The 13,653-nt window shown below is 56.4% G+C and carries 14 protein-coding genes; 13 read left to right on the forward strand and 1 reads right to left on the reverse strand.

The genetic code is table 11. From position 1 onward, the window contains the following. The first annotated feature begins 258 nt into the window (after positions 1-258). On the forward strand, positions 259-2,055 hold the full coding sequence (locus G7025_RS08495) for an NACHT domain-containing protein (protein ID WP_181078115.1): 1,797 nt from the start codon (positions 259-261) through the stop codon (positions 2,053-2,055). 12 nt (positions 2,056-2,067) lie between these two features. Here G7025_RS08495 and G7025_RS08500 read toward each other — a convergent pair whose 3' ends face one another. After that, positions 2,068-2,799, reverse strand: coding sequence for a LexA family protein (locus G7025_RS08500; protein WP_181078288.1), 732 nt, complete (start codon positions 2,797-2,799; stop codon positions 2,068-2,070). Between the two features lie 79 nt (positions 2,800-2,878). Here G7025_RS08500 and G7025_RS08505 point away from each other — a divergent pair, with 79 nt between their 5' ends. The 12 genes from G7025_RS08505 to G7025_RS08560 all read left to right on the forward strand — a co-directional run bounded on the left by G7025_RS08505 (position 2,879) and on the right by G7025_RS08560 (position 13,614). Next, positions 2,879-3,139, forward strand: coding sequence for a hypothetical protein (locus G7025_RS08505; protein ID WP_181078117.1), 261 nt, complete (start codon positions 2,879-2,881; stop codon positions 3,137-3,139). 330 nt (positions 3,140-3,469) lie between these two features. Beyond that, entirely contained in the window at positions 3,470-3,988 is a 519-nt protein-coding gene (locus G7025_RS08510) for a phage regulatory CII family protein (protein ID WP_181078118.1), read from the forward strand. Beyond that, positions 3,981-4,208: a TraR/DksA C4-type zinc finger protein gene (locus G7025_RS08515; protein ID WP_181078120.1), complete on the forward strand. Its 228-nt coding sequence runs from the start codon at positions 3,981-3,983 to the stop codon at positions 4,206-4,208. The genes G7025_RS08510 and G7025_RS08515 overlap by 8 nt, the downstream gene beginning before the upstream one ends. Continuing rightward, positions 4,198-6,420, forward strand: coding sequence for a VapE domain-containing protein (locus G7025_RS08520; RefSeq protein WP_181078121.1), 2,223 nt, complete (start codon positions 4,198-4,200; stop codon positions 6,418-6,420). Before G7025_RS08515 ends, G7025_RS08520 begins: the two co-directional genes overlap by 11 nt. After that, on the forward strand, positions 6,413-6,778 hold the full coding sequence (locus G7025_RS08525) for a PA0613 family protein (RefSeq protein WP_069672305.1): 366 nt from the start codon (positions 6,413-6,415) through the stop codon (positions 6,776-6,778). The genes G7025_RS08520 and G7025_RS08525 overlap by 8 nt, the downstream gene beginning before the upstream one ends. Before the next feature lie 517 nt (positions 6,779-7,295). Next, positions 7,296-7,640, forward strand: coding sequence for a phage holin family protein (locus G7025_RS08530; protein WP_043046669.1), 345 nt, complete (start codon positions 7,296-7,298; stop codon positions 7,638-7,640). 204 nt (positions 7,641-7,844) lie between these two features. Further along, complete coding sequence (locus tag G7025_RS08535) at positions 7,845-8,450, forward strand: terminase small subunit (RefSeq protein ID WP_181078123.1); 606 nt, start codon at positions 7,845-7,847, stop codon at positions 8,448-8,450. Between the two features lie 3 nt (positions 8,451-8,453). Next, positions 8,454-10,454, forward strand: coding sequence for a phage terminase large subunit family protein (locus G7025_RS08540; RefSeq protein ID WP_181078124.1), 2,001 nt, complete (start codon positions 8,454-8,456; stop codon positions 10,452-10,454). Between the two features lies 1 nt (position 10,455). After that, positions 10,456-10,662, forward strand: coding sequence for a phage head-tail joining protein (locus G7025_RS08545; protein ID WP_056783432.1), 207 nt, complete (start codon positions 10,456-10,458; stop codon positions 10,660-10,662). Beyond that, entirely contained in the window at positions 10,662-12,143 is a 1,482-nt protein-coding gene (locus tag G7025_RS08550; protein WP_181078126.1) for a phage portal protein, read from the forward strand. The genes G7025_RS08545 and G7025_RS08550 overlap by 1 nt, the downstream gene beginning before the upstream one ends. Next, positions 12,140-13,279 (forward strand): head maturation protease, ClpP-related, encoded by a 1,140-nt coding sequence (locus G7025_RS08555; protein WP_181078127.1) that lies wholly within the window; start codon positions 12,140-12,142, stop codon positions 13,277-13,279. The genes G7025_RS08550 and G7025_RS08555 overlap by 4 nt, the downstream gene beginning before the upstream one ends. Continuing rightward, on the forward strand, positions 13,276-13,614 hold the full coding sequence (locus G7025_RS08560; protein ID WP_181078129.1) for a head decoration protein: 339 nt from the start codon (positions 13,276-13,278) through the stop codon (positions 13,612-13,614). Before G7025_RS08555 ends, G7025_RS08560 begins: the two co-directional genes overlap by 4 nt. The last annotated feature ends 39 nt before the right edge of the window (positions 13,615-13,653 follow it).

Raw genomic sequence — 13,653 nt, forward strand, 5'->3', positions numbered from 1 at the left:
GCGCAGCCGCAGTGTTGTGCCAAGCGGCGGATTTCGAAGATGCGGGAGGGGTTAGCAGCGGCCGGGTGGACGTGCAGGGTGGCAGTGGTGTGCATGGTTTTGCCTCGCTCTGTGGTGGAAGAGTGAGGCAAATATCAACTATTGGTTGATTTTGGTCAAGGGCTTCGGTTTTCGTTGAGGCAAAAACCTATCACCTGATACTGTGAGGGTAAATGGCAAAGTGCCATAGATCAGAGCTATTTAAAGGGATGGTTAAAAATGGACACAGGGCAATTTGTAGCAGATTTCATGGCGGCCAATTTAGAGCGCATCTACAAACTTGGAAAGTCCAGTTTCGGGAAAATCGATGAATCGCTAAAGTTAACGTTGAAAACTGCTTATGACGATTATCTTGAAAAAACAAGAAATAAGTACTCAAAATCTAAGTCATTTTTTATTAGAGATCAGCCTGTAGATCTTTATGAATACTATGTGCCTTCTGGAATTTCTTGCGGAGACTTTGTAATAAAAAGACCTGCATTTTATAGTTGTGTTAAGGCCTCGAAGAGAATTGTTATTGCAGGCACCGGCGGTACTGGTAAGTCTGTATTGATCAAGCATTTATTTCTAGATTGTGTAAGGGACAAAAGGTATGTCCCTGTGTTGATTGAACTGCGAGAATTAAACAGGATTCAGGTGAATCTGATTGATTATATTCACCAAACACTCACGACTTTTGGATTCAAGATGGATCAGGATTTCGTGACGCGCGCTATGGTAGCTGGCCATTTTTGTTTTTTCTTCGATGGCTATGATGAGCTGGATCACTCGTTGCGATTTGACGTAATGCGATGCATCAAAGAAATTTCAAATAAGTTTGGAAGTTGCCCTATATTTATTTCTTCAAGGCCCGATGATGTTTTCAACGGGATTGAGGACTTCTCAATTTTCAAAGTGATGCCATTAAATATCAAGTCGGCATCCGAACTTATTGAGAAGCTACCTTATGACGATGAAATAAAAGCAAAATTCTTGGTGGACCTAAATGATAAGATGTTTTATAGGCATGAATCATTTTTGTCGAATCCTCTACTTTTATCAATTATGTTGCTGACCTACGGTGTAAATGCGGAGATTCCATCTAAGCTAAGCGTTTTTTATAATCAAGCCTATGAAGCGTTGTTTCAACGACACGATGCTAACAAAGGGGGGTACCTAAGAACGAGAATGACAAAGCTGGACATTCAAGATTTCTCTAGAGTGTTTGCGCTCTTTTCATTGCTAACGTTTGATAAGCGCCTCTTCAAGATGTCACGCAATGATTGCTTGGAGTATATAGGTAAGTGTCGTGAACGCCTGCGCTCAGATTTTAAACCGGAAGAATATCTCAATGATCTCCTTAGTGCGGCTTGTTTGCTCATTGAAGATGGTATGGATGTATCGTTTTCACATCGATCGTTTCAAGAGTATTTTGTTGCTGTTTATATTTCCAATGCGACTCCAGTTATCCAGCAGAAGCTTATAGATAAGTATTGGCCGAACTCCGAATCAGATAGTGTCATGTTTTTGCTTCATGAGTTAAATCCGGAATTGGTGGAGCGCCTTTTGGTAGTACCACAACTAGAGATGCTTTTCAGAAGTCTCGGTGTTAAAGATAGGGTAGAGGATATTCATGTTCTTAGGTTTTTGAAGTTTGGCTACAGCGAATTTCGATTCGAAAGAAATAGTTTTGTTGCGTATGGTAGGGATGATGTAAGGTCTGAAAGTGGAAGGCATCCCTTCGAGATGGTCAGATTTGCTATGGATAATGTCTATAAATACAAGAATCGGGAGGAAGCGTACTATCGTAAAATTTCGGATCAGATAATTGAAAAATATATGGTGTCTTCGAAATTCTTGTTGGTTCCATTGTCAACGATGAAGTGTAGCGATGGACTGTTCAAAGATTTGTTGAAAGCTGATACTGTCTTTTCCCTCTCTTACTTGCAAAGTGCGCACGAGTTGTATTTGTCGCTTAAGGCGAAATTTGAAAATCAGTCAGATGATTTTGATTTGTTGCTGGGTGGTTTAGATTAAATTGGAGTGGGGTTATTCGGGGATGAATGACCCTACAACTTTTCCACAAATATGTGTTTCTTCTGTAATTTCAATAATTGGATATTGCGGATTTATAGGTCTTAAAAACTGCCGGCCAGCGTCCTCAACTAGAATTTTGAATGTCGCTTCATTAGTTCGAGGCACTCTAGCTATGACCCTGTCACCAGTTTTCGTTTCCGCCTCAGGATCTACAAAGATAATGCATCCTGTTGGGTAGCTGCGGCCTGGACCTGGATTAGTCATGGAGTCTCCAAGCACCTTTAGCGCGTACCCTTGATCACTAATTGGTACGGGGCAAGAGAGCCAAGAGTCTGCGTCGTAGGCTTCAAAGTTCGAGATTGCTTCACACCATGCGCCAGCCTGAACCCAGGAAATCAGCGGTACTTTGCCAAAGCGCTGACTAATAGCGCTAATATTGCTCCCTTCGTTAGCTTGGAGTTGGCGAACATTGCTCTCCCCAATCTGTTCTTTTGGAAGGACGCCATATTCTAACCATTCCCGCCGAACCTTTAGCCATGTGCAAAGCGCAGACATGCTATCTGCTTCTGCAAAAGCTTCGCCGTTTAACCATTTACTAATAGCTTGGGTGGTTTTCACAACCCCCAAGCTTTTCAAATGGCGGTGAATGTCCACGCCTCGTCCCCGGCTCCGTACGCCGGCGTCATCGAGGGCTTCGTGTAAGCGCTCGCTGAAAGCTGCGCGGAGAGTATTTTTATCAACCATGAGTTGAGAGTCGCACAGAGGTTGCGCAATAGTCAGTTGATATGTAGTATCAACCGAAAGTTGATAAGCTGAGGTTGTCATGTTGGATCCCGCAGATTTTCCAAACGCCATTACCTTTGCTTTTGAAGCCGTAGGCGGCATCGGGGCCGCCGCGAAGGTATGCAATCGAAGCTATCAGGCTCTATACAAATGGCGTCAATCTGCATGCCTGCCGCGAACGGATTACACCGGTGAAACCAAATATGCTGAACTTTTGGCTGCTGAAGCAGCGCGGAAGGGCAACGGCTTCCAAGCAGCTTGGCTGTTGAACGCATCGGCGCCCCAGAAAGCTGCAGCGTAGGTAGAAAAAGGGCGACCCAAAGGTCGCCCAGTTCCTCCCGGCACGCACCACCACAGCGCTGTCGGGTCGCGATAAAGATAGGCGGGCACACCACATGCAGCCACCTCTATTTATCGCGCTTTTCCAAGGCTCGGAAGCCTTGGTGTTGCTGCCTTTTCCACCACAGATTGGGCAGCTGTTGCGCCAGGGGTGAGCAACGGATTGTTCGCCTCGGCACGGTGCCGGTTTCGATCCCTAGATCTAGCCGGCGTTTGGGCCCTTTCAAGCCACGCGGCAAATGTAACACCACTGCATGTCGCGGGGCACTGGCAACTTAGTAGGATTAATGCCATGAGCCGAGTAGCTTTAAGCTGTGTTGATCGAGCGCAAAGGGAAGTACTGACGCTCGAATTAGCCCTGTATCACGCCGCACGGGACTATCCCGGCGGTGCCGCAGCAATCGCCGCCACCACCGGTCGAAATGCCACCACGTTGCAGCACAAGTTGTCTCCGACCCACCCCTCGCACACGGTCAATATCCAAGAATTTGGCGAGATCCTCGAACTGACCAAGGACCGTCGGATTCTCGACGCGGTGCACGGCCTTGTTGGCGACACGATCTGGCAGGAGCTGGCCGAGTCGTACACCAATGACATGCCCGAAACCCTTACCACCGGGATTGCGCAGTTCTTCCGGCAGGTAGCGGACCTGTCCGAAACTTGGGCCAAGCATATTGGCGACGGCAAAGTCGACGACGGTGAGTTGGCTGAGATACGCCAGTTGGTGTTTCGCGGCATCCAGGGTTTGTTGGGTATGTACAACCGCGCCCGCTACGTCAACCAGACTACTAGTGGGGTGGAACGTGGCTGATATTGCTGACTTTGCAAATGACCTGGTGCAGGAGCGACTCGATCAGGCTTTGGCTGCTCGCGCAGCCCAGCTTTCTGCCACGACCCTGCATTCGTTGATGTTCTGTGATGAATGCGATGAGCCAATCCCGGAAGCTCGTCGGTTGGCACAGCCCGGTTGCACTCACTGTGTTGAATGCCAATCCGCAGACGATCTGAGGGCTTCCCGTTATGCTCGATGAGGTAATTAATCAGTTCGCGGATTATGGCCTTGAGCCTGATCAGCCATTGGTTTTCGGCAAGCTCACTCGCTGCAAAACCACCCAGGACAAGGGCAAGGAGAAAAATGGCTGGTATGTTGTCCACGAACACCGCACCGAGAAGAACGAAACTCTGATATTCGGTAGTTTCGGTGACTGGCGATCTGGCGATACCCAAAAAATCAAAGTAAAGGCCGGACGCATGAGCCCGGAAGAGCGCGAGGTAATGCGTGCTCGACAGGAAGATGCAAAGCGCAAGGCTGCCGAAATCGCGGCCAACGCGTCCCGCCGAGCGGCCAATCGTGCATCGGCATTGTTCCAGCGAATGCCAGAAAAGGGTAAAAGCGCCTACCTGGATCGAAAGCAGATCGTAGGCTTTAAGGTTCGCTATGCGCCACGTACAGGCGCATTTTTAGTGCCCATGTGCAACGTGCGCGACCAGATCGTCGGCCTGCAGGTGATCTTCCCCGCGAAGCAAGAGGACACCGGGCGCGACAAAGCGTATTGGCCCTACGGCATGTCGAAGGAAGGCGCTTTCCACTTGATCGGCCCGCACCCTGAACCGGGTGAGCCGGTGCTGGTGTGTGAGGGTTATGCCACGGGTGCAAGCCTGCACATGGCGACTTCGCTCGCTGTCGCCGTCGCCTTCGACGCGGGCAACTTGCTTTCGGTCTCCAAGGCCATGCGCGAACGTTTCCCCGGTTGCCCGCTGATCATCTGTCGTGACGACGACTGGAAGACCAAGCGCCCCAACGGCGATGCCTGGAACCCTGGCGAAGAAAAGGCCAACAACGCCGCTCTGATTGTCGGTGGTCAGGTGGTTGCTCCGGTGTTCTCCGGTGAGCGCGAAACCAAGTGGACCGACTTCAACGACCTGCATATTGCAGAAGGCCTAGAGGCTGTCCGCCGTCAGGTGCTGGCGGTGGTCAGGCCTCCTGCAGCTGGTGGTTGGAAGGATCAATTGGCCCGAACCGAAAACGGATCTTTGATAGCGCACATGCAGAATGTCGAGCTGATTCTTGGCAACGATGAGCGTTGGGCGGGAGTGATCGGCTTCAGCGCGTTCAGCTCAAAAATCGTTAAGTTACGTGCTGCCCCATACGGTGGCGGTGTCGGCGACTGGGCAGATATCGACGACATGCTTGTAATGAAGTGGCTCGCACAACAGTACAACCTTCGGGTCAAGGCCAGCAGCGTGATCGAAGCGGTTAGTGTGGTTGCCCATGATCATGCCTTCCATCCTGTACGCAATTACCTCCATGGTCTGGAATGGGACCGTGTTCCACGGTTGGCTACGTGGTTGACTGACATCATGGGCGTTGAAGCAACTGACTACAGTTCGAAGGTTGGTAAGCGCTGGATGGTGTCAGCGGTCGGGCGTGTGATGCAACCAGGTTGTAAGGCTGACTCGGTGATGATCCTCGAAGGGGCACAGGGCGCTGGTAAATCAACAGCAATGTCTGTGCTTGGCGGTGCCTGGTTTATGGATACACCTTTCGCCCTGGGCGATAAGGACGGCTTCCAGGCGATCCGTGGTAAGTGGATCATTGAGTTGGGGGAGTTGGATAGTTTCAACAAAGCTGAGTCGACCAAGGCTAAGCAGTTCTTCTCTGCTTCGACTGACACCTATCGCGAGAGCTATGGCCGAAGAACGATGGACGTGCCACGCCAGTGTGTTTTTGTGGGTACGACGAACCAAGACGAATATCTCAAAGACGCCACGGGTAACCGGCGTTACTGGCCTGTCGCGTGTACCAAAGTCGATTTGGAACAGTTGCGCGAAGTCCGCGACCAGCTCTGGGCCGAAGCGATGTTCTGTTATCAGTCCGGTGACATTTGGTGGGTCAACCGGGATGAGGCTCCACTATTCGCCGAGGCGCAGGAGTCGCGCTTTGTCGTGGATGAGTGGGAAGGTCCGGTCGTCAAGTGGTTGGAAGAATCTCAGATCGGCGCAACAGCGAGCGGCGAGGATATTTTGGCTGGTGCGTTGAAGCTCGATTATGGCCACTGGGGCAAGCCTGAGCAGATGCGTGTCGGGGCGATCATGCATCGACTCGGATGGCGAAAGGTGCGACTGCCGCCGTTGCCCAAAAGTGGTATTCGGCCATATGCCTACAAGAAGCCAGATCATTGGGGCAATACATCAGCGCTGCAGGTTGATAGCGCACGGGATGAGGAGCCTTGCTTTGATTAAACGAATCGATGAAATGCTCAAGCTCTGGGCGCAGGATCTGCATTCGCCAGTGCCCGAAGGCTCTGGTGGGCCAAGTGGCGGCAACATGATTGCCATGCTGATGGAGTGCAAAGGGGAGTTGATACGCGGCACGCGTGGCAGTCGGGTACTGTTAGATGAATCGGCCGACATCGAGCTCATCGTCAACAAGCACTTGCCGCCGCAGCTGTCGGTCGTCGTGCGTGAACACTACTGCAACCACGAAAGCTTCCTGTCGCAGAAGTACACCCACTGTGGGTGTAGTCGCGATACCTACTATCAGCGCCTGCATGAAGCGCACCTGCACATTGCCGGCATGCTGATGGGGAAGGCTGCGTGACCTTTCGCACACTTGCGCCTACAACTGTCCTACTGTCCGGCCTTGCCCTACCTCAAGTTTGCAAGGTAGGACTGCTGGAGGCCGCGCATTCCGTGGCCTGTCCTACCTCCCTACCTAATATCGCACGACGCACACATGAGCGTAGCGCGTCGCATCACGCGCCGCTGGCGCGCATGCGTTTTTTAGTTTTCTCTCTTTACACGAGAAAAAGTTAAAAGAGGTAGGGCAGTAGGGCAAGGCCCCGAATTCAGCGGGCTCCAGCTGTCCTACCTCCCTTCTGAATAGTGGGGCAGGTAGGACAGCGCCGGAGGCGCTGGAAGCCGAAATAAAGATATTCACCGACATTGCCTAGGCGTAGACCAGACATTCACCGGGTGGCATTAAAACAGGGTTGCTGCCACCGGAATCCACCTGTAAAAAGTAGTCATCTTCGATAGGTGCGACCGCGAGCAGCGGGACACACCACCACACTAGACCCGGCCATTGCGCCGGGTTTTTGCGTTTATGGGGTAGGGCGATGACGAACGAGCAGCAAGCGCTTATTGATATGCCGATCTGGATGGTGATCGTGCTGTCCCTGGTCGGCGGCATATCCGGCGAAGCATGGCGGGCCGACAAAGCGGGGGTAAGTGGCTGGTCCTTGATTCGCCGCTTGCTCCTTCGATCCGGGGCCTGCGTGGTCTGCGGGCTTTCCACCATGATGTTGCTGCACGCTTCGGGCATGTCGGTCCTGGCGGCAGGGAGCATCGGATGCCTCACCGCGATGGCCGGCGCCGATGTTGCCATCGGGCTGTATGAACGCTGGGCAGCCAAGCGGTTGGGCGTGTGCGATGTGCCGCCCTCGGGCAGTGGTCAGGCATGATGCGCTGGAGGCCACGGAATACGTGGCCTGTAGTGGAGTGCGTCAAAATGGTGCGCCGAAAGTCGCCGGGGACCCTGACGGCATTCGAGGGACACGGGGCATGAAACCCGCGGGAAAGCGTTAGCGGCAGGGATGCCAGCTTACTGAAATTCAATCGATTGAAATTGAAAGGTTTCATTGAAAAGCTGTTGAAAAGGAGGGCTTATGACGGATTCACTGTTCCTGTCTAAAAGCGCTTTCGCGGTTCGCATCGGCAGGACGCCGAGCTACATCACCTGGCTGAAAGACAACAATCGCCTGGTGCTGTCGCCGGATGGCAAGAAGGTCGACGTGCTGGCAACAGAAGCGCTGATCCTCGAAACCGCCGACCCCAGCAAGGCCGCTGTCGCAGCTCGACACCAAAAAGACCGGCTCCAGCGTGACGTTTACAGCCAACTGTCCCCCGTGGTCGAGCCGACTAACACGGCTGCGCCGCCGCAGCCTGCTGGCGCGAAGAGCGGGCAACCCGACTTCCAGAAGGCCCGCGCACACCGCGAGTACTACCTGGCCCAGCTGGCCGAAGCCGAGTTTCACAAGGTGCAGGGCTCGCTGGTAGAGATGAAGGCGGTCACCACCGGGGCCTACAACGCCGGACGCATGCTGCGCGATCAGTTGCTCAGCATGCCCCCGCAACTGGCGCCTGAACTGGCGGCGATGTCCGACCCTTGGGAGATTGAGCAGCACCTGACCAAGGCGCTGCGGCTGTCCCTCGAAGAGGCCGAGCGCATGTCTTCGGCTGACCTTGAACGCGATCTAATCACTACGAGTTAACCCATGCAGACGGAAAAACCTGACGGCGCTGAGGTGTACCGTGAGGCGTATTTCCGTGGGCTGCGTCCAGACCCCAGCCTCTGGGTGGACGAGTGGGCCGACGAGTACATGCGCATCCCGCGTGATACAGGCGCCGCCGAGCCAGGGAAATATCGCACCGTGCGAACGCCCTACGCGCGCGAGCCAATGCGTTGCCTGTCACCGGCTCACCCGTGCAAGCGTGTGGTCACCATGGTTGCCTCGCAGCTGATGAAAACCCAAATCGCCTTGAACTGGATTGGCGCGTTGATCCACATGGTGCCGTCGAACATCCTCACGCTGCTGCCAAGCCTGGGTCTGGCAAAGCGGGTGTCTTCGCGTATCGGTAAGACCATCAAGGCCACCCCGGTGCTGCGCGAGCGTGTGGCGGCGAGCCGCTTGCGGGACTCGCGCAACACCATGGACACCAAGGAGTTCGAGGGCGGCTCGCTGTACGTCACCACCGCCGGCTCTGCGGCCAACTTGGCCGAGCTGTCGGCGCGTTACGTGTACGGCGATGAGATTGACCGCTGGGAAGTCGACGTAGGCGAAGAGGGCGACCCAATCGAACTGGCGGAAACGCGGGGCAGTACCTTCGGCCGCAATGCCAAGTTCTACTTCTCCAGTTCGCCGACTATCAAGGGCGCCTCGCGCATTGACGATCTGTTCGAGGGCAGCGACCAGCGTTACTACTACGTGCCGTGTCCGACCTGCGGGCACATGCAAACCCTAGAGTGGGAGCGGCTGCATTACTCCCAGGACTTCAGCGTTGTGCATTACGAGTGCGCCGGGCCTGACTGCGACGTGCTGATCGAGGAGCACCACAAGGGCGACATGCTTGCCCGTGGTGAGTGGCGCGCCCATGCCAAGGGCGATGGCGAGACGGTCGGCTTCCACCTCAACGCGCTGTACTCACCGTTGGGTTGGACGGGCTGGAAGTCGCTCGCGAAGCAATTCGAGAAGGCGAAAAAAGCCCAGGCCAAAGGCGACCTTGAGCCCATGCAGGTGTTCTACAACACCCGTCTGGCTAAGGTGTGGGACAGCGCGCAAGAGCAGACCAAGGCATCGGTGCTGATCGAGCGCGCACGGCGGGAAGGGTTCTCCCTCGGTGCGATGCCCGCCGCCGTGATGATGATTACGGGCGCTGTCGACGTGCAGGCTGATCGCCTGGAATTCATGGCAATGGGCTGGGGCGTCGGCATGGAGCGCTGGGTCATAGATCACCGTGTGATCGCGGGCGACCCCTCGGACGAACGCACCTGGGCTGTACTGGATGAACTACTGAAAGAGCGGTACCGGCATCCCTGTGGTGTTGGCCTGGGCATTCTCGCGGTTGCCGTCGACTCGGGTGGTCACCACACCGACGAGGTTTACCAGTTCTGCCGCGTGCGGCGCTGGCGCAACATCTTCGCCATCAAGGGCGCGAGCAAGCCCGGTAAGCCGGTGATCGCTCAGCGGCCGTCCATGGTGGATGTGACCTGGAAGGGCCAGACCGAACGCGGCGGTGCCGAGCTGTGGTTTGTCGGTACCGACACCGCAAAGGACTGGATCTACAACCGCTACCCGTTCGAGTCCGGCCCAGGTGCGCTGCACTTTGCCAACGACCTGCCGGACGAGTTCTTCGCCCAGTGCGTGGCCGAGCGCAAGGTCGCCAAGTACGTGCGGGGTCACAAGCGCATCGAGTGGATCAAGGGCAAGGCCGAGCGCAACGAAGCCCTCGACCTGATGGTGTATTGCCTGGCGATGGCGCATTACCTCGGCATCAACCGGTATCAGGAACACGACTGGGACCGGGTACGGAACTCGCTGGCCCAGGCCGGTTTGTTTGATGAAAAGGTGGTCGCCGCCGAACGTATCACGGTCGCCGAGCAGGCTCCCGCGAAACCGCAAGTGGCGCCGCAACCCGTTGCCCCGGTCGCCCAACCGCGACCCGCTGCACCCCCACAACGCCGCAGCTCCACCAGCGGTTACCTGAAGAGACGCTGATATGTCGTTTACTCCGAAGCACCTCGAAGCCATCGAGCGCGCCATTGCACGCGGTGAAAAGACCGTGCGCTACAGCGACCGCACGGTGGAATACCGTTCCATCGACGAACTGCTCAAGGCCCGCGACGAGATCCGCACGTCGTTGACCAACGCCGCCGGGCCGCGCTCACGCGTGGTTCGGCTCATGCATGGAGGCAAAGGACTCTAATGGCACGACACTATCCGACGCTGACCCGTAATGGATTCTTGCTGCCGTCGAACATCAAGGCCAGTTACGAAGGCGCGGGTGAGGGCCGACGCTCGGCCAGTTGGGAAGCCACCGACAACGGCATCAACAGCATCAACACCCCAGCCCTGCGTAACCTGCGGGCGCGTTCACGGGCGGCGGTGCGCAACGATCCGTACGCCTTCAATGTCATCGACAAGCGCGTCAGCAACCTGATCGGCACCGGCATCACCCCCAGGCCGACCACGGATGACGCGGAACTGCGCAAACTCCAGCAGCAATTGTGGGACGACTGGGTTGACGAAGCGGACGCCGATGAACTGACCGACTTCTACGGCATGCAGTCCCTGGTGGCGCGCACGGTTGAAACGGCCGGTGAGTGCTTTGTGCGGTTGCGGCCGCGCAGCCTCAGTGAGGGGTTGGCGGTGCCGCTACAACTGCAGGCGCTGGCCCCTGAGTTTGTCCCACATGACAAATTCGAGACAGCCAAAAACGGCAACGTCATCCGCGCCGGAATCGAGTTCAATCCGGCCGGCAAGCGTGTGGCGTACTGGATGTACTTGTCGCACCCACGCGATTCGTCGTCGTTAAACGTCGGTTACAACCAGCTGGTGCGTGTACCGGCGACACAGGTGCTGCACATCTTCGAACCGATGGAGCCTGGACAACTGCGCGGCGTGCCGCGTCTGGCGCCGGTACTGAAACGCCTGCGCAGCCTGGACAACTACGATGACGCGGTGTTGTTCCGCCAGGAGGTGGCGAACCTGTTTGCCGGCTTCATCAAGCGCCCTGCAGCTGAGGCCGGGCCGCAAGCGCGCAACCCGATGACAGGAGAACTGCTAGTCACCGACCGCGACGGCTTCACACCGATGGTGGCCCTGGAGCCCGGCACCATGCAGGAGCTGGCACCAGGTGAAGAGGTCGAGTTCTCCAAACCACCGGACGCCGGCAACAACTACCCCGACTTCATGCGGCAACAGCTGATGGCTGCGGCGGCGGGTTCGGGAACGCCTTACGAGATCCTTACCGGCGACATGCGCGAGGTCAACGATCGAGCGCTGCGGGTGGTGCTCAACGAGTTCCGGCGGCGCCTGGAGCAACTGCAATTCGGCGTGTACGTGCATCAGCTGTGTCGCCCGGTGCGAGCAGCATGGATGGACATGGCGGTGCTGTCCGGTGCCCTGGTGCTGGAGGACTACGCCCAACGGCGGCGCGAATACCTGCGCACACGCTGGGTGCCACAAGGCTGGGCCTACATTCAGCCGGTGCAGGACGTCCAGGCGCGGCGGATGGAAGTGCAGGCAGGCTTCGGTTCACGCAGCGAGATGTGTCTGCGCAACGGCTACGACGCGGAAACCATCGACGCGGAAAACGCGGCCGACCTCGCCAGGTCCACCGATCTGGGCCTCAACTACACCACGCTTGATGCCATCGAGCCGATTGATGACAAGGAACAACCATGAGTAAAAAAGCGATCCCGCGCATTTATGACAAGGCTGGCAAGCAGGTAAAAGTCGCGGATAAAAGTTGGTACACCTTCCAGGCCAGCGGCGAAGCCGAGCAACAGACCATTGAGGTCTTTGTATACGGCGAGATCGGCACTTGGGGTGTCAGCGCTAATCAGTTTGTTCAGGACCTGCGGGCTATGGATGACGGCGCTTCCCCGGTCGTTGTGGCGTTCAACAGCATCGGCGGCGACCTGTTCGACGGCCTGGCTATTCACAACGCACTGTCGCGCTTGGGCGAACGCTGTACCGGGCGCATTGATGCGCTGGCGGCCAGCGCGGCCAGTGTCGCCGTATGTGGCGCACACCGGGTGGTCATCGCGGCCAATGCCATGCTGATGATTCATAACCCTTACACCTTTACTGGCGGTGATGCCGAGGACTTCCGGCGTGTCGCCGACGTGCTGGACCAGACACTGGAAGCGATCATTGCGGCCTACAAGTCCAAAGCGCCTGACATCGACGAGGCAGAGCTGCGGCGCATGGTCAACGCCGAAACGTGGCTTACCGCCAACGAAGCAGTGGCCTGGGGCTTGGCCGATGTAGTGGGCGACGGGCTGAAAGTGAAAGCCTGCCTCGGGCAGGGCAGCGTGTTGCAGCGCTTCCAGAACGCCCCGGCTGAATTGCTGGCTCAGTTGGACGAAGAGCCGAATGTCGAGCCGACTGATCCCGTAAACCTTCCGGATCCAGCTCCCGTACTGGACGCGGCCGGATTGGCGTTGATGGTCACCAAGGGTTGTGCAGCGGCAGGCATCAGCAATTTGGTAGAGCCGTTGCTTGCCACCACCAAACTGGAAAGCGAAGCGGTAGTCACAGCGGCGCTGACCAGGGCAAAAGCGCTGCACGGTCTCTGTGTTGCGGCACGATTGCCAGAACTGACTGGCGAGTTCATCACTGCCGGCCTGGATGAGAGCGCTGTCAGGGCGCGCCTGTTCGACAAGCTGGTGAGCAGCGGCGGTGGCTTTGAAATCAACAACAGTCTGCCTCTGGACGACGATCCTGAATTCAAGGTCAAGGCAAAGCAGGTCGACACCCATGCAATCTGGTCCAGCCGTCAGGCGGTTCAGAACGGAACGAAAGGAGTAAGAGCATGAAAATTGAATCGATGCACGCGGGCGAGTTTCTGCTGTCCGAAGGCGCCGGAAACATTTCCCGCGAAGCGATCAACGTAGCGGCCGGCCCAGCTCTGGAACCGGGCCAGATCCTCGGCCTGGTCACTGCCACTGGTGAGTTCGCGCCGTATCACGCGACTGCCGAGGACGGCACTGAAAACGCCGTGGCGATCCTCTACGGGCCGCTGAGTGAATCCGACGTGGTGCGGCGCGGCCGCGCCATCGTGCGGCTGGCTGAGGTCAGCGAAGCGCATTTGACCGGCCTTGACCCTGCCGCCGAAAAAGCCCTGAACATCCAGCACGTGATCGTGCGCTAAGACGCTTATCCCATTTATCCATCCCGCCGAGTGCGGGAT

This window comes from Pseudomonas lurida, assembly GCF_013522705.1.
Taxonomy (GTDB): Bacteria; Pseudomonadota; Gammaproteobacteria; order Pseudomonadales; family Pseudomonadaceae; genus Aquipseudomonas; species Aquipseudomonas quebecensis.

What these genes read in the sequence shown, in the direction of transcription:
- G7025_RS08510 (WP_181078118.1), top strand. Translation starts at nt 3,470, where the DNA reads ATGAGCCGAGTAGCTTTAAGCTGTGTTGATCGAGCGCAAAGGGAAGTA.
- G7025_RS08540 (WP_181078124.1), top strand. Translation starts at nt 8,454, where the DNA reads ATGCAGACGGAAAAACCTGACGGCGCTGAGGTGTACCGTGAGGCGTAT.
- G7025_RS08530 (WP_043046669.1), top strand. Translation starts at nt 7,296, where the DNA reads ATGACGAACGAGCAGCAAGCGCTTATTGATATGCCGATCTGGATGGTG.
- G7025_RS08505 (WP_181078117.1), top strand. Translation starts at nt 2,879, where the DNA reads ATGTTGGATCCCGCAGATTTTCCAAACGCCATTACCTTTGCTTTTGAA.
- G7025_RS08495 (WP_181078115.1), top strand. Translation starts at nt 259, where the DNA reads ATGGACACAGGGCAATTTGTAGCAGATTTCATGGCGGCCAATTTAGAG.
- G7025_RS08555 (WP_181078127.1), top strand. Translation starts at nt 12,140, where the DNA reads ATGAGTAAAAAAGCGATCCCGCGCATTTATGACAAGGCTGGCAAGCAG.
- G7025_RS08545 (WP_056783432.1), top strand. Translation starts at nt 10,456, where the DNA reads ATGTCGTTTACTCCGAAGCACCTCGAAGCCATCGAGCGCGCCATTGCA.
- G7025_RS08560 (WP_181078129.1), top strand. Translation starts at nt 13,276, where the DNA reads ATGAAAATTGAATCGATGCACGCGGGCGAGTTTCTGCTGTCCGAAGGC.
- G7025_RS08550 (WP_181078126.1), top strand. Translation starts at nt 10,662, where the DNA reads ATGGCACGACACTATCCGACGCTGACCCGTAATGGATTCTTGCTGCCG.
- G7025_RS08500 (WP_181078288.1), bottom strand. Translation starts at nt 2,799, where the DNA reads ATGGTTGATAAAAATACTCTCCGCGCAGCTTTCAGCGAGCGCTTACAC.
- G7025_RS08520 (WP_181078121.1), top strand. Translation starts at nt 4,198, where the DNA reads ATGCTCGATGAGGTAATTAATCAGTTCGCGGATTATGGCCTTGAGCCT.
- G7025_RS08535 (WP_181078123.1), top strand. Translation starts at nt 7,845, where the DNA reads ATGACGGATTCACTGTTCCTGTCTAAAAGCGCTTTCGCGGTTCGCATC.